The organism is Caproicibacter fermentans, assembly GCF_009746625.1.
Lineage (GTDB): Bacteria > Bacillota > Clostridia > Oscillospirales > Acutalibacteraceae > Caproicibacter > Caproicibacter fermentans.
This window is the reverse complement of the sequence record NZ_VWXL01000095.1, coordinates 41011-60032: the sequence shown is the minus strand read 5'-3', so window position 1 is coordinate 60032 and position 19022 is coordinate 41011. Positions and strand designations below refer to the sequence as shown.

Below are 19022 nucleotides of genomic sequence, written 5' to 3'. Positions count from 1 at the left end.
AATCCAAAAAACTCAAACTATTATCTAATAAAGCGGGAATTTTCTTTTCTTTGCAAACATGTTACTCTTAAAAAGGAGGCAGTTGAATTTTAAAGGAGGAATTTTCATTGAAAAAACTTTTAGCCGTACTGCTGAGTGCGGCGCTTCTTGGCGGAACATTTTCCGGATGCGCTACGTCGGTCAGCCCCTCCGCGTCGTCCCAGCCTCAGGGAGCCGCGTCTTCCGAAGCAGGCTCGCAGTCGGATTCCGGGGGAAAAGTAACCCTGAAACTATTCACGGGCAAAATCGAAACCATCGATGTCATGAATGAAATCATCAATGATTTCAATTCGTCCCAGGACAAGATCACGGTGGAGCAGGAATACCAGAAGGACGCCAGTAACATCATCAAGATCAAGTTTGCTTCCGGCGAGGTACCCGACATCATGACGACCTACGAGCAGGGTTACGTCGATGAGGGCAAATACCTTGACCTGTCCGACCAGACGGACTGGTGGAGCCGGCTTTCCGCCGCGATGAAGGCCGACTGCACCGATGTGAAAACCGGAAAGCAGTACCGTGTCTGCACCAACATGACAATGGCCGGATTCTTTTACAACAAAGATATTTTCAGCGAGCTGGGTTTAAAGCAGGCAACCACCTGGGAAGAATTCGAAAAGAATCTGGAAACCATCAAGCAAAAGAAACCCGGCGTGACCCCGTGGTTTATCTTCGGAAAAGAAGCGTGGCATCTGGGCCACCTGATTGAATTCATTCCGCACGGGTACATAAAGCAGACGCTCGGAACGGTCGGCGCGAGAAAAGCGATGCTCGACAACGACAAGGAAAAGCTGAACTTCGGCGCCGCCGACGGCCCCATGGCCGTGTTCGCAAAAGACCTGCTGGACCTAAAGGACAAAGGCCTGATCAACTCCGACGTGCTGACCGCGACCAGCGACAACTGCGTGCAGGATTTCGTCACCGGAAAAGCCGCCATGTTCAGCAACGGGATGTGGGTCCTCTCCAGCCTGACGGACGCCGATCCCAATATCGTGAGCAAAATCGGCTTTGCTCCTTATCCATCCTATATGCCGAAATCCAAATCGGTCATTTTAAGCGCGGAGGATTCCGGTTATTCCATCTCCGCCACGACCAAGCACAAAGCGGAGGCCATCGAATTTTTAAATTATCTGTTTAAACCGGAAAACCAGAAAAAATACAGCGAAGCCGCGGGAGCTCCCTCCGCCTTCACGGATGTTCAGGCCGACTGGGCGCCGGCGCTTCTGGCAAATGAGGTCACCACCGCCCTGAAATCCGCCGCCAACATCGATTTCACCAATGAAAAGCCGGCCGGATTCTCCGGTGACGACGCGGGCCGTATGGTGCAGGACCTGCTCGGCGGAAAATACACGCCGGAAACCTTTGCCACAGCGTACGAAAAAGCTTGGAACGACGGCATGAAATAAGCGAAGACATTTTGCGCGGGGGGTGTCTTAAAAGATACCCCCCCGTTTTTTAAAAGGGGTTATCTGCCGGTATGATGAAAACAAAAAAAATTGGATTGCACACTTTTATGGCCGTTCCCGCTTTTCTTTTGTTCGCGGTGTTTTTTCTTTATCCGCTTTCGCAGGGAATCTGGATGAGCCTGACGGACTGGGACGGCATCAGCAGAGCTAATTTTATCGGCCTGCGGAATTTCTTTGATTTTTTTAAAGACAGCAGGGCCATTGCGGATATTAAAAACACGCTGATCTTTGCGTTGGGAAGCGCGCCGCTGCTAAATCTGGTAGGTCTTGGGTACGCGCTTTTAATGAATGGAAAATTCAAGGGAAAAGGCATTGCCCGCGTGATGATCTATCTGCCCGCCATTATCAGCCCTCTGATTATGGGGTACATCTGGTACATGCTGCTGCAGCCGGACCGTGGATTTGTTTTTCACGCGTTGGATCTGATCGGAAAATCCTCGCTTCTCGGGAACTGGCTTGGGGATTACACCGCGTGTATGGTTGTGCTTGTTCTTGTAAACGTATGGCAGTACGCCGGTATGACCATGGTAATCTACCTGGCGGGACTGCAGAGCATTCCCGATGAGCTGTACGAATCCGCGAAAATCGACGGAGCCGGTTTCTGGGACAGCTTTCGCTATGTCACCATGCCGATGCTGCTGCCGTCTATTCGGATCAACGTCGTTACAAACATTATCGGTTCCCTTGCCGTCTTCGATATCGTCATGGCTCTGACCGACGGCGGCCCGGGGTACGCCACCGAAACCCTCAGCATTTATATCATGCGTATGTGCTACGGAAGCAAAACCGGGTATTCCACCGCCGTGGCGATCATCATGTTCTTTATCATTTTGATTCCCGTCATGATTTCGATGCGGCTGACGCGGGAAAAGGAGTGAACGGTTTGAATTCTGCAGTCAATTTCATGAAACATCTGGCAATTATTCTGATCTGCGCCGTTTGTCTGATTCCGTTTTATATTCTTCTGATTCTGTCTCTCAACAAGCCTCAGCGGATCTTTTATCAGGGAAATCTGTTCGTACCGGATTTTTATTTTCAGAACTTTATTGATGCCTGGCAGAAATCCCACATTGGAACGGCGATTGTCAATTCCGCTGTCATCACTGTGGAATCGCTGGCGATCATTCTCATTTTCGGAGCAATGGCCGCCTTCACTATCGCCCGGTTCGACTATAAATTCAACAAGTTTGTGTTCTGGCTTTTCATGAGCTGCATGATGATTCCGGGAATCATTAACACCGTCCCTCTCTACGCTCTGATGATCCGTCTGAACGCAATCAACACGCTTTGGGGAATGAGCTTGGTCTGCGCCACAATCGCTCTTCCCTCCTCCGTCTTCATCTTTACGGGATTTGTAAAGTCGTTGCCAAGGGAAATTGAAGAGGCCGCGATTATCGACGGATGCTCCTGGTTCCGGGTTTTCTGGAAAATCACGTTCCCTCTGCTCAAGCCATCCGTCGCCGCCGTTATAATTTTGAACGGATTCGGCATCTGGAACAACTACGCCCAAGCGGTATTCTTCCTGCAGGATACGAAAAAGCATAACATTCCCCAGGCGCTGTCGGTTTATTTCCAGCAGTTTGCCGGCGCGCATTGGAATCTGATGGCCGCGACGGCCGTGATTGCCGTGATTCCTGTGATCGTCGCTTTTCTGATCTTTCAGAAAAGCCTGATGAAAGGCCTGACCGCCGGGGCTGTAAAAGGATGACGCTTCCGTACCTGTCGCAGGTTGGCAAAGCCTGGATTTTCCGAAAATGATCGGCAGCCGTTTCAACTGTGAATAGAAAAGGCTCGGCTTCAAGTTTCCCACTTGATGCCGAGCTTTCTCTTTTCTATTTGATTGGATATGAACCGTTAAGAAATGGTTCTTATCTTTTTTTCCTCACCGCAAAAAGCTCCCGGTAAGTCTTCCAGGTCAAGCCGTCTTCCGTATCATCGCATTGCCAGCGAAAAGAATCTTTTGTAATCTCTGAAAAAATCCACTTCATTTTCTTGTCGCCGATTTCCGTCAGTACGATTTTATCGTCTTCTTTCCGAGCCTCCAGCCGGGTGGCTTCCCCAGTGCAGCCATAGAAAATATCCCATGCGCAGGTTTTGGGATTGTAGATTCGGATTGTCGTGCCATACTCGTTATCAGGCTGGCTGTTGACCAGCCGTTCCTCTCTCGAGGGGCAGATAAACAAATCCTGAACGGCGGTGCCCTCCAGCACCCACGCAAAAATCCATTCCCCCTTGACATGCCTTCCCGCATGCGCTCCGATCCTGTCATACCAGTCAAAATCCCAATCGCCGACAAACTGTCCGAACAGGTTTTGTTCTTCCGGAATCACCGCGCTTTTTTGAGAGGCGATCAGCGCCGTGCCAAATGAATTCATAAAAATCACTCCTTCAGGTTTTCCTCATCATAGCACAACATTTATGACATAAGCATGTCATGGTTTGATAAAAATCCGGCCGCGGTACGAACCAGCCTGTCCCGATAAGATTCCGGGCTTAAAATTCTGACTTTGCGTCCCATACTGAGAAGCAGAGCCTGCCACAGTTTTTCCTGCGGCGGTACATGCAGATGCAGCAAATAATTTCCGTCATTCAGCCGTTCTTTTCTTTCCCCGGGGAAATACTCCTCAAGCTCCGCGATTGAGTCCTCCCTGCATGAAGGCCCGTCGCGGCCAAAATCGGAACTCCGGTTAAAGAAATACTGTCAACGTCTCTCTGGATTGTTCGGACAGAAACGTCGAATTTGTTTGCCAGCTGTTTCGCCGTGACCTTCTCGTGATTCAGAAGATAAATAATAATCTCCAGAAGCCGATCTGTTTTCACGCTGTTACTCCTTGCTCCGCATCCAAAACCCTACCCTGCTTTTCGATCTCCGAACCGTAAAATATTCAAGCATGGAAAGGAAAAACGGACCGGTGTTTTAGAAAATTATACCATACATCTCTTTCTTTTAGAATAGAGAATTGGATTTCGCATCATGCCTTTTGAACCGAAAAACGGATCTGCGGGGAGGCAATTAAGTTGACATTCTCATGACAGCTTTGCTATGATACCGGTAGAAATGGAAGTGGTGTCATGAAGGTCGACCGTTTACTCGGAATCCTGACGATCCTTACACAAAAGAATAAAGTGAAAGCAAAAGATCTTGCCGAACGGTTCGAAGTGTCGCTGCGTACCATTTACAGGGATATTGAGGATATCGGGAAAGCCGGAATCCCAATTATCACCTACCCGGGAGGAGACGGCGGAATCGGAATTGAGAAAGGCTTCACGCTGGATAAAAGCGCGCTCACACGGGAGGAAATGCAGAGTATTTTACTTGGACTGAAAAGTCTTTCAAGCGTGATGTCAAACCCGTCCATCCGTTCCCTGATCGCGAAGCTTTCCCCTGAACCCGATCGTTTTATTTCACTCAAGGATGAAATCATCATCGATCTGGCCTCTTTTTATAAAAATGATCTCGCGCCCAAGATTGCTCTGCTTCGAGACGCAATCCTGACGAGAAAAGCGGTGCGGTTTGAATATTACAGTAAAACCGGCAGAACCAAGCGGGAATTGGAACCGTATTTGATTACGTTCAAATGGTCCGCGTGGTATGTGTTCGGCTATTGCCGTCTGCGCGATGATTTCAGGCTGTTTAAGCTCAGCCGTCTGCTACATCTGGAAATGACCGACGATTCCTTTCAGTTTCGGGACGTTCCCGAAGAAAGTTTGAACCTTGATGCGTTTCTGTCCGATCCTGAAACAAAACGATACGCGACCCTTCTGCTGGACCGCAGTCTCGAATACGTGGCGGTGGATGAATACGGCCCGGATTCCTACGAAATTATTGATCATCGCATTCTTGCCAAATGGGATTATGTGAATGAACACGAAATGGTAAAAACCATTTTAGGGCTGGGGAAAGGCGCGAAAGTTCTATCCCCCAAAAGCCTTGCCGACGCTGTTCGGAAAGAAGCGAAAATAATTTTAAAGCAGTACGAGTGAAGCTGACATACAGTTGTCAGGATTGATGTGGTATTCTGTATCAGTAAGAAGCGGTCAGCTAAGATCCAGTAAAAAGACCGAAGCCGGGAACCGGAGTGTCCATCAGGGCGCTCCTTACAGCATTTCCAATTTAGATTGCAAATACGGACATGTCCCTCCCCCGCCTTCGGCGGGGGAGGGACATAAGAAAATTCTACAATTCAACTGGAATTGCTGTAGGTCCCCTTTCAGACCGCTCAAACTTTTTTATGTCAAATGGAAGGAGCAGTCAAAAGAATGAGATTTGAAGTTGACGAAAATCGGCCCGCAACCTTTGCGGAAGAATGGCAAGGTCAGTATGACGTGTTTTCCCATCTTGAGTTTGCGTGCGGCGTCCCCTCCGCCCTGTTTTTGATTACGACACGAAAAGAAAACGGAAAGCCAAACGCCTGCCTGCACGCGTGGAGCACATTTTCCGGCGACGGCGGCGGCTTTTTTGCCGTCATGTCCGGCCTGATGCAAAGTACGCATACTTACCGTAATATTCTCCGCGACAAGGAATTCTGCATCAATTTCCTCAATCCGGATTATTACGACCGCTGCTTGAAAACCATCGAGCAGAATGATGACGATACGGACGAATTGGCTGTTGGGGGCTTTACCGCCGAGCCGGCAACGACAATAAAACCGCCCCGAATCCGAGAGGCCTTCTTGTGCTACGAATGCACGCTTGAAACCGCGTCCGACCTTTCGGGAAAAGGCATTAACGCGATGATTGTCGGCAGGGTCAGACACGCGGTCGTGGAAGAAAGCCATGACGTTGAAACAATCTGCAGTTCAAATGGTTTTATGTTCAATATTCATTCGCCAAAACATCCCGTGACAGGTCAGGGCAGCGGTTCAGCCGTTGCACATTTGCAAATTGTGAAACGGACGGACTGATTCATCTTCCGTCCGCCGGCATCGGTCCGATGAAATCCAATCAAAACCAAATAGCAGGGCCGCGAGACAACGAAATTGTTTCGCGGCCCGTCGGTTTTGGCAATCCGGAAACGGATTACCGTTTTTTAATCCTGAAAAATCGGTTCGATATATTTTTGAATCAGTTCGATTCGATCCTTAGCATCCGGTATAAGAAGCGAAGCAATGGAAATCACCATTTTTTTCTTTGTATTCACATAGATTACATTGCCTCCGTCACCCAGAGCCGCATAGCTGTCGCCGTCAAGGATCCACCAAAGATAGCCGTAGGCCAGATTTCCCCATTCGGCGCATCGGCTATGTTCCCGTGTGCTCTCAGCAATCCACCCAGCCGAAACAATTTGTTTGCCGTCCCATACTCCGCCGTTCAGGTACAACCGGCCTATTTTCGCCATATCCTCAGCCGTCAGGAAAAGGCCCCAGCCCGCCGTGTTGATTCCCTGCGCGTCAACGGCCCAGCCGCTGGTGTTTTTATCGTTCATCACAGCGATATGTTCTTCCTTATTACGCAGCACCACATTGCGCGGCACTTTCATTTCCAGTGGCGCGAATAAATTTTCAACAGCAAAATCAAGCACGGACCGCCCTGTCGCCTTTACAAGGATTCCCGACAAAATATGAGTTCCGCCGATGGCGGAATAATTGAATTCTCCGATGGCACCGTCTCCGCCTAACAAATCGAGGGCGTCCCGAATCGGGTTCCGGCTTGTAAAGAACTTTTCGTAGGGCTCCGTCTGATATCGATACGGGGCCGTCATGGTAAGTAAATTTCTGATAGTAATGTTCTGTATTGTTCTTTCGCCCGCTTTCACCGTGTAATCCGGGAAAAAGTCCAACACCTTCCGATCCTCGTTTTCAATATAACCCTGCTCGATAGCGATGCCAATCAACGCGGAAACAACACTTTTGGTCACCGATGCCACGTGGACAGCATGACCGGCCGTGTATCCGTTCCAGTAATTTTCGTATAATTTCATTCCGCTTTTTTGCACAAGAATGCCCGCGATATTGCCATACTCGGCGCAAATCACCTTTTCAAGCTCTTCAATTTTTTCCTGCTTCATGCAATCAGTTTTCTCCTTTCATTGATGAAGGATATCCTTGAAATAAAGAGTAAGTCCATTTAAAAAAGATTGCAAGAGGCATTTTAAAATAAACTAAAAAACTTGAAAATCGTCCGTCATGACCTTTCCAACAACCGGAGACGCCCATATTTTTAATCCGCTCCTGACAGCCATTTTGCTTTTAAAATCAGATTGCCGACGTCTTTATACTGTAACCTGCCGTAAAACCGGTTATGTTTCTCATCGTTTACGGCCTGCAGCTGAATCATCGACGCGCCCATGCTTTTTACCTGCCGCTCAAGCTCCAACATCAAAGCAGTGCCAAATCCCTTATTTTGATAGGCAAGTGCAATCACAATCTCAATCAAATCGTAAGCGACCAGATCGTCATACTGCTCAAAATAACCCATCGCAAAGCCGATTATGACTTCATTATTTTCAAGAGCCAAGCAATGAGAATCCTCTCTGCTCCAAACCTGATGAATGCGTTTATAGGTGGTTTCCTTCGTCCAGCAGCTGTTATCCTTATAATTGTAGTATTCTATGTACAGCGGAATAACTTTTTGAATATCAGCTTCTTCCATCTTTCTGTAAATCATTTTCATCCTCCAGAACTTATTATTCCAAACATAAAGCCTTAAGAATTACGGTGCATGACAGGCAAATCATATTACAGCAATTCCAGTTGAATTGTAGAATTTACTTATATCCCTCCCCCTCCTTCGGCGGAGGAAGGATATGTCCATATTTGCAATCTAAATTGGAAATGCTGTAGCCAAGTGGTCGGCATTTAAATGACGGTACCAATATTCCGAATTGTCCCTCACACAAATTGCACTTTTTCCACAGACGGTGCCTTCACTCCATGAAATTGTCTGTCGTTATGCGCAATCCTTGCTTTTCCGGACCGCGCACGCTCTTTATGGGGCCGGGCCTGCCTCAGCGGTTTTTTTTTAATTTCAATAAATGTATTAACCGAATCATACAGCATAACAAGCGCGGAACTCAGCAGCGCACCGCCAAGAATATCGGTAAGCCAGTGAACTCCTGACAGCAGCCGCCCGACTACAGCGATGACAACAAAGACGGCACAAACCGCGTTAATGGCAATTCTTGCCGATCTGCCCTTTATCAGACGGTTGAACTGCATGATCGCCGTGGACATAACGCATAGGACAAGCAGTGTGGTGGAAGAAGGATACGACGCTTCTAAAACGTTCTGAATAAGAACCGGTCTGTAATTTACGATATTGAACTCAAAAAACAAATAAGCCCCGATCACAAGCAGATAAAACGCTCCCAGTACGAGAATGCTGTAATCCACACGCTTCAGACTCTTTCTATTAATAAGCTGAGTCAGCCCCAGGATCGCAAAGCCCAAGGCAAACAAAACAGGCACAACGCCAAGCCAGTCGGTAATGTGGTACAGGAGCATATTGACTCCCAGCCGTTCAGACATCCATTTGTTCAGAGTTGCCAACCCTACATAAGAACCCTTCGGCCCTACAGGCTTCACATCCACATACATGAGCATGATTGTGAGTATCACGAAAAGGGAAAACAAGGCTCCTGTTACTGCAAAATTGATTCGATTGCTTTTTTTCATTTTCTGATCTCCATTCCTAATTGGTGTTATCCAGACTTCAAGTCCGATATCAGCCTATCATGAAGGTTCAGAAAATTGTAAGTATCGCGGCGTCACAGTCGTGACACGATTCGTGTCACCGCTGTTTTACGAGCAAAACGCCTTTGATTATAAGCAAGCAAAACACAAATACACTTGCATAAGGTTGGCGGGTGCTGACAAAGATAAGCACGCTCAGAATACTGAGCATGAGCGAAACCGTCAGTTTGCTTTTTACCCATATACGATTATGAAAGCTTTGAAAAGCAAGGATCGCAATTCCAAACACAACCGTCAGCGACACAAGCACAAAATACGGAACGAGAATATAGTTTGGTTCATCCGTGAGAGCAATGAGCGAAACGGTGTATATCATACCGTCTCCTTGCTGCCCAAAGAACGGCAGAAAAAGCAGCAGGGCCATTGTGCAGTCGAGTATTCCGAAAACCATATCGGAAAAGCTTTTTGCATTTTCTTTGCTTTCCGTTTCCGCCAGCGTTATCAATTCTTCGCCGGAAAGCAGCTCGTCAACGGATACGGAAAAGAGTTTTGAAATCGCTTTGAGGGAATCGATGTTGGGATATCCACGCCCGGATTCCCATTTGGAAACCGCCGTGCGGGATACATAGAGCGAGTCGGCAAGTTCCTCTTGTGTCAAATTTTTCTGTTTTCGTAATTGCTGCAATTTTTCATTGAATTCCATTGAGCTGCGCCTCGCTTCCGATGTGTACTGAGTTTTTTTCGCACAAGCAATTTGCGGTTTTTAAAAAGCGTGCAAATCACTGGATTTCCCTAAAGTCTATTCATTAAACTTCTTGGGAAATCGTATTTTACTTTCCGGCGAGTTCTAGGTACCTGTCAATCAGATCATAGATAAATGGTCTGATTGGAGAAAAACAAAAACCTAAATCTGACGCAAGTTTGGTATTTAAACTATAATCCACTCCGCCGTTATAGGGAGCATTATCCCCATGATTTGATAGAATTGCTTGTTTGCCTGTCTTTTCTTCCACATGCTGAATGATCTCCTGTAATGATATTGTTCCGCTGTTGCTTCCGTTCATGACGCCTGTGTACTCCTGCTCTGCTAAGAAAGCCAAAAAACGGCCCGCTTCGTTTGAACTGACAAATCCCATCTGCGCATCGATATCGTCAATCAACATGGGTATCCCCTTTACAATATGCTCGACATAAAAATACAGTCGATTGGTATAGTCGTCGGGTCCTATCACAAATGGGAATCTGACGGCTATTGTGTTTTGCGAGGGGTATGCCTGAAACGCGGCGCACTCTGCGAGTCGTCTGACTTCATCATACGGGTAATCCGCTCTGTTACACCATTTCAACGGTTTTACAAGAGGATTAAAGTCGCCTTCCTTTGTATCGACATGCAGATCGTACACAGACGCCGAGGATGTCATCACATAGCGTTTGCAGCTTATGGAATCCAACGCATATTTCACATCGTTGGAGCAGTAAGCAAGGCTGTCGCACACTACGTCAAAAAATCTGCCGCAGAATGCTTCCGCCATGCTTCGGGGTGATGTGCGCTCAACAACAACCCGCCGAACCCTGTTGCCGAAATTGTCTTTTTTCAACCCCCTGGTGGCAATCGTGATCTGATGCCCTTTTTGAAGAAGGGCTTCAACCATATGTACACCAAAGTATCTTGTGCCGCCCAATACTAATACATTCATTCTGTTCCCCTTTTCCGGTGCGGTGGCTTTCTCATGTTTTCGGAGCGAAAGAAACAGTGCAATCGACTGATCTCAAATCTCCTTCACAACTCTTCCTGCTCGCGAAAAAAAGTTTGATTCAGATCCAAAAAACCCGCGATCAACCGGTTAACTTGAGTAGGGTTGTCCTGATTGGAGTTATGATTTGCATGTTCAATCATATGCAAATAACAATTTCTGTCTTCTTTTGCCCAAGGCTCCGCAGCCTTCCTAATGTTTCCCAATTTGTCATCGACACCGCAAAGCAGCAGCACCGGCTGGCGGAACCGATATGCCGTATCCTCATGTAGACAGCTTCCGGCCATATTCAGCATTACCTCAACGAATGTCTGCTTATCCAAGGCCTTTTGTTCATTTTATTGCCCCAAAATATGAAATACACGGTATGGAGCCTGTAAATCTATTACGGCCATGACAATCCGATTCAACGCAGTCTTTCTGTTGGAAGAACCTATCCCATGCTATAAATAATCAGAATTTTTTTCTTCCACATTATATCTCTCAGCGGAAATAAATACAATCATGAAGTTTAGAAAGGGAGATCAAAGCAGAGCCGATTCGCGTTAAATGGTGCAATTTATAGGAAGCGGACATTTCTTTTCTTCATCCAGCTTTATCCTTTACTGATCACAAGAATAAATTGCAAAATTTTAATTTTTATATAAAAAAATTGAACTGAAATCTAAAAAAATAGGAATTTAAACCAAAATATATTTGCGTTATAATGAATATGGAAATAAATGTAAATTATGGAAGGAAGTGTTACGCGTGCTTTTTTATCAGAAAAGAGGAGTGTAAAAAAGGAGGAGGATTTGATTGAAAAGGTTTCTAGCTTGCTTGTCATTGACTCTGGCCTGTGCCGTAATCGTTTCAAACGGCGGCACCGTCTACGCGGCTGAGTCGGCAGCCTCCGTATCTCAGCAACAGACTACCCTCAGCTCAACCCCATCGGCTTACGGTGAAATCATTGATCTTTACACGGATAAAGCCTGTTATCAGCCGGGAGACACCGCCATTCTCACTGCAAAAATCAAAAACAGCACCGGAAGCGGTATCGAACAGACCGTCACTACAAAGATCTACCATCTGAACCAACAGGTCTGGGAAAGCAGTGAAAATGTAACCGTAGCAGCCGGCGGAACAGTCGGACACAATCTCTCATGGCAATGCGATTCTGCCGACTACACCGGATATCTGGTACGGGTGTCGCTGGGGAATGGAAGCACCAAAGTAACGGCAATCGACGTTTCTTCCGATGTTTCCCGATATCCACGTTATGGGTACAGCGTCGATTTTCCGGTAGGAGAATCCGAAACGGAAAGCACTTCCCTGATGCAGGAACTGGCAAGGGATTACCATATCAACCTTGTTCAGTATTACGACTGGATGTGGCGCCATGAAAAGGATATTCCATCGGACACGGCGGTCACCTGGGAGGACATGTTCGGGAACACCATTTCAAAAGCCAGCATTTTGCAGAGGATTAACGCCGGACATAATCTGAATCAAAAGGCAATGGCCTATCAAATGGTTTATATGGCACGGGAAGGATATGAAAATTACGGTGTCAGCAAGGAATGGGGACTGTACAAAAATCTCAATCATAATATCAGCTACGAAACCAACAATCCATCTTCTCTGAATCGTATCGACCAATTTATATTTCCTTTGGAGGGAAAGCCGTTCCCGATTCTTTTTGTATTCAATCCCTTTAATGAGTCCTGGAGAAATTTCATGTCCAGTCAGTACACGGGGGCCGTTAACACATTTGGGTTCGATGGGATTCAACTCGATCAGATGGGTGATTTCTGGGGCAATGTCAATTACTACGACTACTCGGGAAACTCCGTCGATTTGGCAAATTCCTTTTCTTCCTATGTGAATGAAATCAAGCAAAATTTAACGGCAAACAACAGCAGTAAAAATTATATCACCATGAACGCGGTCAATGGAGCCGCGTCTCCCAACGATGATTTTTCTTCCAACGATATTATCAAAAACGCGAATACAGATTTCCCGTTCAGCGAAATCTGGGAAAACTGCAGCAATTATAACGATCTGAAGAACTACATCGACTGGCAAAGAAAAAACGACGGCGGCAAGACGATGGTCTGCGCCGCGTATATGAACCAGTACGATAATCTCGGGACTACTTATCAGGCCGAGAGCGGCACTCTCAGCGGCGTCCATTCCGGGACGGAAAACAACGTAACCTATGTCACCGGATTCGACGAAACAGGCGATTACTCCTCCTATACCGTTCAGGCTCCTGAAACAGGGACCTATTCTCTTGTGTTCCTTGCCTCCAACGGAACCGATACCAGAGCCCAAAAAAGCATTTATGTCGATGGAACCAAAACAATGGTTGCAAACTTTGACAGCACAAGAACCGGGCTGATCCCCGCCGACCCAAGCTGGTATCAGTATTCCGCCGAATCGTCGTTCACAACGCCAAAGACGCTGTACCTGACGCAGGGAACGCACACGATCCGGATTCAGCAGGACAGCGACAATGCGGGTGGAGATATCCGTCTTGACAGCATCACGCTGGGAACCTTCGATTCAAATTCCGTCCGCCTGACGGACGCGGTGCTGGCCGCTTCCGGCGCCATGCATATTGAAATGGGTTCCGGTCTCTCCATGGCCAATGGTTCCTCCGGCTACAGCGACGCCGTCATGCTGGGGCATCCCTATTACCCCAAAGCGTATAAGTCCATGAGGGACAACCTGAGAACGGCGATGAAAAATCAGTACAATTTCATCACGGCATACGAGAATCTGCTGTATGACCCGGATATTATCCCGTCGGACGGCGGACTTCAGAACATCAGTATCAGCGGCGAAGCCGTGTCCGGAAGCGGCGAAGCAGGCAAGATCTGGTTTATCCCGAAAAACAAAGGCGACGATTACGGGATTCTGCATCTCATCAACATGACTGCCGAAACCGATACAAACTGGAGGAATGCAGCCGCGGCGCCTGACGAAAAGACAAATTTGACCGTAAAATATTACATTCCGACCTACAAATCCGTTGCCGGCGTCAGTGTTGCTTCTCCGGATACGGACGAAGGGATATCCACGGCCCTCAACTATACGGTCTCAACAGATTCAAACGGAAAATACGTTACGTTTACGGTTCCATCCCTGGAATACTGGGATATGATCTACCTGAAATGGGGTTCGGAGTCCTGCCCGTCCATCATTGAAGCGGAGAGCTCCATCCTTTCCGGCGTGTCAACCAACACAGACCACCCCGGATACACGGGAACCGGATTTGTGGATTCGTATGGAACCATGTATTCTTCCGTAACATTTGATCTTGATGTCCCGACCACCGGGTACTACAACTTAAAGTTCAGATATTCAAACGCAACCGCGGCGGAATGCAAACGCCTTCTGATTATGGACAATGCTTCCGAAGGAGAAGTGGATTTTCCGGTAACCGCAGACTGGAACACCTGGCAGGAATCTGAAAAACAGGTTTCTATGAGGGCGGGAATGCACCGATTGGTGCTGCTGGTTTCAAGCGGATACGAGGGATACATTAACCTGGATCATATTGAAATCAGCTCCTGAAATCCAACCGGCGAATTCATGATAAATCAAAAAACAAGGAGGAAAAGAAAATGAAACTGGCAAACAAGAGAAGGTTAAAGTCCGTAACCGCAGCCATGCTCGCGTTCAGCCTGCTCGCCGGATTCGGATGGCTGCCGAAATCGGCCGCAGAAGCAAAAATTTACACGGAAAACCAGTACGAAGCCGAAACCGCATCGCTAAACAACGTGACCACCAATACGAACCATAACGGTTATACCGGCTCCGGCTTTGTCGACGGGTTCGGCGATACCGGCGATTCCGTCCAATTTACCATAAACATTTCAACCGCTGAAGACACTACTCTTCGATTCCGTTATACGAATTATACCGGAGCAACCAACGTCCGTGAAATCTACGTGGACGGCAATTTTATCAGCAACGCGTACTTCGCCGACACCGGAAGCTGGGACATATGGAACACCACGGATGTTGGAACCGCGCTTTCCTCCGGTACACACACGGTAAAAGTTGCGGTGGAAAACAGCTCGGACGGATACATCAATCTTGACAATCTTGTTGTGACCCCTAAGCATGTTTCCGTGCGCAGTCTGTACACCTCGAACTGGAACAATATGATGTCGATCTGGCAGGCCAGCAAGCTGTACGACACCGACACCTCCAGCGGAAAAGGCCCCCGCCTTTCCGAACTGAGATATTCGGGCAACTGGTCCCAAAATCAGATTCAGGATTACGCAGGCTTTTTCCGGGATGAAATCAACAATGTCAAATATGACCAGACCCATAATTTCGACTCGGAAGGCTATTTTGACGAGGACGGTATTTTACATACCAATTATCTGAAATACGACGGCAGCCAGCCTTCCATCGAGATTTCAAGAGACTATGCGACCATTCCGAATCAGAACCTGATCGTAACGCGCTATGCGCTGAAAAACAGCGGATCCTCCAGCGCAACCTACAGCGTTCTTGATATGCTCCACCCCAACAACAGCACTTCCAACACAATTTCAGCAAGCTACGATTCTTCCAGGAAAGCTATCATTGTAAATAGGAGCGCCTCTTCCCAGCCCTATCTGGCTTTGGGAGCGTTTGCGGCCCCAAGCTACTATCAGGCGGCAAACGATACCGACAGCAGCACCTCCAGCCAAACCTGCTCCCCCTGGTATACCTTTGACGGCAGCGGCACGCTCAAAAATAACTCCAGTGTCTCTGCGCAGGACGTTTCCGCCGCATTTGAGCAAACGGTGACAATTCCCGCCGGCGGCACGCAATACGTATATTTCTACTTGGGGCTCGGCGCCTCCCTGAATGAGATTCAGGCTTTGTGCAATACCGCGAACTCCCGGAGCGGCAGCGATTGGTTTGAAGAAACGGCAAGCGATTACCAGAACTGGTTCAGCGGAAAAACCGTTCCTTCCCTCTCAGACTCCGACCTGACTGCTCTCTACAAAAGGAATCTGGTTATGATTAAAAATTCGATCCGCCCCGGAAGCTCTACCGGTGACGGAGCCATGCCGGCAACGACAAATCCTGTTAATTACGGCTATAAAATCTGGGCCAGAGATTCCGCCGTGACGGCAATGGCACTAGACGCCGCCGGATTTACCGACGAGGCCGAAACCTACTGGAAGTGGCTTGCGGCACGCCAGAATTCGGATGGCACCTTCCACACATGCTATGGATTATGGGACAACACCAATCAGAATTTCGTAGAACCTGAAAACGATTCCATCGGCATGTTTCTAATCGGCGTTTATCAGCATTATAAATTGACAGGAGACCAGTCGTTCCTCTCCGCTCTTTATTCCACAGTGCAAAAGTCAGCGAATTATATTATGAACAATATCAACCAGAGCACCGGATTTGGGCCTGCGGACAAGAGTATCTGGGAAGAGGGCGACACTTCCGAATACTACACCTATACACAGGCAGCCTATGCCATGGGTCTGAAAAGCGCGGCGCTGATTTCTGCAGCTATGGGCAACGCCGCCTTAACGGACAGCTACAACGGCGCGGGCAGTTCCATCCTGACGGCGATCAACCGCGATGACAGCAGTCAGGGCCTTTGGAATGTTTCCAAAGGATACTATAACAGATGCGTAAACTCCGACCTCTCCAACAACACCCTGGAAGACTCGTCCACCAATATTCTGTTCGCGCTGGGCGCGATTGACGTGAACTCCTCAAGGGCGTCGCGTCACATTTCCAAGCTGGAAACCGACCTCGCTCACGACGTATACGGGCTGCCCAGATATTCCGGCGACACCTTCTATTACACCTCTCAGTGGAGCCCGGGCGGCAACGAGGCGCTGGAAGCTTCTCCGTCGTGGCCCCAGATGACGATGTGGGACGCGGTTTACCAAATCTATTCCGGGAATCCGGACAAAGCATATAACATGCTGGAATGGTTCAAGCACAGAACCGCCACCGGATGGATGGTAACCGGAGAGTCCGCAAGCAACGTGACGGAGGCCCCCTGTGTCAGCACGGCCAGCGAGCCGGTTACGGCCGCCTCGTTTGTTCTGGCAAGTCTGGCCTATGCGAACAACTACGATATGCGGGTTTACGCCTCTGAAAACAATTCCGGCTGCTACAAATCCATCAGCGTAACCAGCGGCGCAAGCGGAGACTGGAGCCAGTATCAATACGTCCCCTATTATGCGGATGCTCCCGGCGATACCGCTGTTTCGGACAGCCAAACGGATATTAAAAAGGTTTACATCAGCAACGATGCGAATAACCTCTACCTTCGCATCAACAACGAAGCAGGGACTCTCCCCGGCTCCTCACAGAATAATTTTAAAGTCAGCGTTTATACGGAGGATTTCAGCAACAGCGCAAGTACATCGACCAAAACCATTCATGATTCCTCATTGGAAAGAAATATGGCGTTCCTCTTTACCCGGAGCAACACGGATTCTGCTTACAACAAATACACCGTATCCGGCGGTAACTGGTCACTGAACAAAACTATCTCTTCCGTCATTGCACCGCAGTGGGACACCGCAACCGGCGGAATCGAAATGGTAATTCCACGGTCTGAAATCGGCTCTCCGTCCAACGATGCATGGGGACACATTACGGTCGTACTGGAAAAATATCAGAACGGTTCTTATCTCGATCAGGACACGGCCCGGCTCAATTACCGGCTGACCGGCAGCAGTGAGTCCTGGCTTTACGGAAACTTTGAATAAAAACACAGCACTTGTAAATCCATAAGCAAGTTCAAAAGTAAATTTAATTCAGATCCATCTAGAGCCGGCATTGTAAAGATGCCCGGCTCTAGCTTTTGATTGAAACAGTACTCAGCGCGGCTGCGGGGCATACGAAAACTCAGGACGCTTTCCCCATAGTCTTCTGCAACCGGCCGTGTTTCGTTCAATAACAGTTATCCAAATCTGCGCACCTAAGCTTTGCTTTAGGTTTGCTTTCTTTGCTCTGCTTCGGATAACTTGTTACTCAAAACGTGAAATTAATCGGGCATGACTATTTCTTTTGGGGTTTATATGCTTTACTACCACTATTTCAAACTGCAGCGCTTATAGAAATACCGCCTGTGCATTTCCGCCGCGTAGAATGAGTTTCGGTTCCAGGGAGACGGTTTTTGCAAAAAAATCCATGGTGTTTCCCTGATTTTCAAGAATCATATTTACCGCGGCAGAACCCATTTCTTCAAACGGCATGCGAACGCTGCTGATCGGCGGAGCCAGATTCGGCGCATAAGTATCGTCGTGACCGATGATCTCGATGTCATTCGGGACCTTACGCCCAATTTCGTAAAGATACTGCATCGCCCCGGCCGCATAACCGTCGAAATAAGCTACCACACCCGTGATATCGGCCTGCTTCTCAAGCGCCCACTTCATTGCGGCATATCCCGAGGCGACCGAGCTGTCCGGGCAGGAGTAAATTGAATACTGCGAGTCGGCATAGCCCGCCTCCTGCACCGCATGCAGGAACCCTTTGGTCCGCGACTTTTCAACGCTGCCTTTCTTATCAAAACCAATATAAAGCAGCCGGCCGTGCTTCTTTTGGATCAGATATCTTGTTGCGTAATAGGTTCCAAGGGAGTTGTCCACCAAAACGCGGTTAAAACCGTAGCAGCCTGCTGTGCGTTCCACAAAAACAATTGGAATCCCGCATTCCTGCAGCAATTCCCTCAGGCTTTCGGAGAGATATTCGTCTCCGAAACCACAGATGACGATACCGCTGACCTTATATTTCAAAAGCTTTTCCACATAGCCGCGCAGATTGTCGTTGCAAAGGTCGCCGTTGCTGTACATTGCCACCATGCTGTAACCCACCTTATCTGCCTCTTGCAGGAGGGCGGAGCTAAGCTGATCATAAAAAATGTTGACGGAAATCTTGCGAAGAATCAACCCGATCAGATTTTCCATGTGTGCCGGCTTCTCCGGCTGAATCGGCAAAAGGTAGCCGGTTTCACGAATCGCATTTTCGACACGTTTCCTTTTTTCTTCGGCGACATAACCGGAATTGTTAATCACACGAGAAACGGTTGTCAGTGAAACTTCTGCTTGCTTTGCAACGTCATTCATGTTTACTTTTTTCATTTTATTTTAATCTCCAAAAA

17 protein-coding genes are annotated in these 19022 nt (G+C 48.0%); 7 read left to right on the top strand and 10 right to left on the bottom strand.

Translation table 11 applies throughout. The features are described 5' to 3' along the window. The first annotated feature begins 107 nt into the window (after positions 1–107). The 3 genes from CAFE_RS16105 (at position 108) to CAFE_RS16095 (ending at position 3213) form a co-directional block, all read left to right on the top strand. Positions 108–1445 (top strand): ABC transporter substrate-binding protein, encoded by a 1338-nt coding sequence (locus CAFE_RS16105; RefSeq protein WP_156991194.1) that lies wholly within the window; start codon positions 108–110, stop codon positions 1443–1445. Between the two features lie 71 nt (positions 1446–1516). Next, positions 1517–2383, top strand: a complete 867-nt coding sequence (locus tag CAFE_RS16100; protein WP_228725018.1) for a carbohydrate ABC transporter permease — start codon at positions 1517–1519, stop codon at positions 2381–2383. 5 nt (positions 2384–2388) lie between these two features. Continuing rightward, positions 2389–3213 carry a carbohydrate ABC transporter permease gene (locus tag CAFE_RS16095; protein WP_139104085.1) on the top strand — a complete coding sequence of 275 codons (825 nt, stop codon included), beginning with the start codon at positions 2389–2391 and terminating at the stop codon, positions 3211–3213. Between the two features lie 160 nt (positions 3214–3373). Here CAFE_RS16095 and CAFE_RS16090 read toward each other — a convergent pair whose 3' ends face one another. From CAFE_RS16090 to CAFE_RS16085, 3 genes are read right to left on the bottom strand one after another with little or no spacing between them, the layout of a single operon-like run. After that, positions 3374–3880: a hypothetical protein gene (locus CAFE_RS16090; protein ID WP_066646016.1), complete on the bottom strand. Its 507-nt coding sequence runs from the start codon at positions 3878–3880 to the stop codon at positions 3374–3376. A gap of 41 nt (positions 3881–3921) precedes the next feature. Further along, the gene (locus CAFE_RS20725; RefSeq protein ID WP_407926821.1) at positions 3922–4080 is read right to left on the bottom strand and encodes a hypothetical protein; all 159 of its coding nucleotides are present in this window, start codon (positions 4078–4080) and stop codon (positions 3922–3924) included. Between the two features lie 14 nt (positions 4081–4094). Continuing rightward, positions 4095–4325: a helix-turn-helix transcriptional regulator gene (locus CAFE_RS16085; RefSeq protein ID WP_066646015.1), complete on the bottom strand. Its 231-nt coding sequence runs from the start codon at positions 4323–4325 to the stop codon at positions 4095–4097. A gap of 252 nt (positions 4326–4577) precedes the next feature. Here CAFE_RS16085 and CAFE_RS16080 point away from each other — a divergent pair, with 252 nt between their 5' ends. Together CAFE_RS16080 and CAFE_RS16075 are read left to right on the top strand one after the other, a co-directional pair. Then, the gene (locus CAFE_RS16080) at positions 4578–5489 is read left to right on the top strand and encodes a helix-turn-helix transcriptional regulator (RefSeq protein WP_066649225.1); all 912 of its coding nucleotides are present in this window, start codon (positions 4578–4580) and stop codon (positions 5487–5489) included. Between the two features lie 276 nt (positions 5490–5765). Beyond that, positions 5766–6410: a flavin reductase family protein gene (locus CAFE_RS16075; protein ID WP_156991193.1), complete on the top strand. Its 645-nt coding sequence runs from the start codon at positions 5766–5768 to the stop codon at positions 6408–6410. A 125-nt stretch (positions 6411–6535) separates the two neighbouring features. On the opposite strand, the gene CAFE_RS16070 is transcribed toward CAFE_RS16075, so the two are convergent. The 6 genes from CAFE_RS16070 to CAFE_RS16045 all read right to left on the bottom strand — a co-directional run bounded on the left by CAFE_RS16070 (position 6536) and on the right by CAFE_RS16045 (position 11214). Continuing rightward, entirely contained in the window at positions 6536–7513 is a 978-nt protein-coding gene (locus CAFE_RS16070; protein WP_156991192.1) for a serine hydrolase domain-containing protein, read from the bottom strand. Positions 7514–7665: 152 nt separating this feature from the next. Next, the gene (locus CAFE_RS16065) at positions 7666–8112 is read right to left on the bottom strand and encodes a GNAT family N-acetyltransferase (RefSeq protein ID WP_156991191.1); all 447 of its coding nucleotides are present in this window, start codon (positions 8110–8112) and stop codon (positions 7666–7668) included. Positions 8113–8336: 224 nt separating this feature from the next. Beyond that, on the bottom strand, positions 8337–9119 hold the full coding sequence (locus CAFE_RS16060; RefSeq protein ID WP_156991190.1) for a phosphatase PAP2 family protein: 783 nt from the start codon (positions 9117–9119) through the stop codon (positions 8337–8339). A 115-nt stretch (positions 9120–9234) separates the two neighbouring features. After that, positions 9235–9840, bottom strand: coding sequence for a helix-turn-helix domain-containing protein (locus CAFE_RS16055; RefSeq protein ID WP_156991189.1), 606 nt, complete (start codon positions 9838–9840; stop codon positions 9235–9237). 127 nt (positions 9841–9967) lie between these two features. After that, the gene (locus CAFE_RS16050) at positions 9968–10834 is read right to left on the bottom strand and encodes an NAD-dependent epimerase/dehydratase family protein (protein WP_156991188.1); all 867 of its coding nucleotides are present in this window, start codon (positions 10832–10834) and stop codon (positions 9968–9970) included. A gap of 83 nt (positions 10835–10917) precedes the next feature. After that, positions 10918–11214 carry an alpha/beta fold hydrolase gene (locus tag CAFE_RS16045; RefSeq protein ID WP_156991187.1) on the bottom strand — a complete coding sequence of 99 codons (297 nt, stop codon included), beginning with the start codon at positions 11212–11214 and terminating at the stop codon, positions 10918–10920. A 475-nt stretch (positions 11215–11689) separates the two neighbouring features. Here CAFE_RS16045 and CAFE_RS16040 point away from each other — a divergent pair, with 475 nt between their 5' ends. Beyond that, positions 11690–14449, top strand: coding sequence for a glycoside hydrolase family 66 protein (locus CAFE_RS16040; RefSeq protein ID WP_156991186.1), 2760 nt, complete (start codon positions 11690–11692; stop codon positions 14447–14449). 50 nt (positions 14450–14499) lie between these two features. After that, a complete protein-coding gene (locus tag CAFE_RS16035; RefSeq protein WP_156991185.1) occupies positions 14500–17625 on the top strand; it encodes a CBM35 domain-containing protein in 3126 nt (1041 codons plus the stop codon). 345 nt (positions 17626–17970) lie between these two features. On the opposite strand, the gene CAFE_RS16030 is transcribed toward CAFE_RS16035, so the two are convergent. Next, positions 17971–19002, bottom strand: a complete 1032-nt coding sequence (locus tag CAFE_RS16030; protein ID WP_156991184.1) for a LacI family DNA-binding transcriptional regulator — start codon at positions 19000–19002, stop codon at positions 17971–17973. Positions 19003–19022 lie beyond the last annotated feature (20 nt).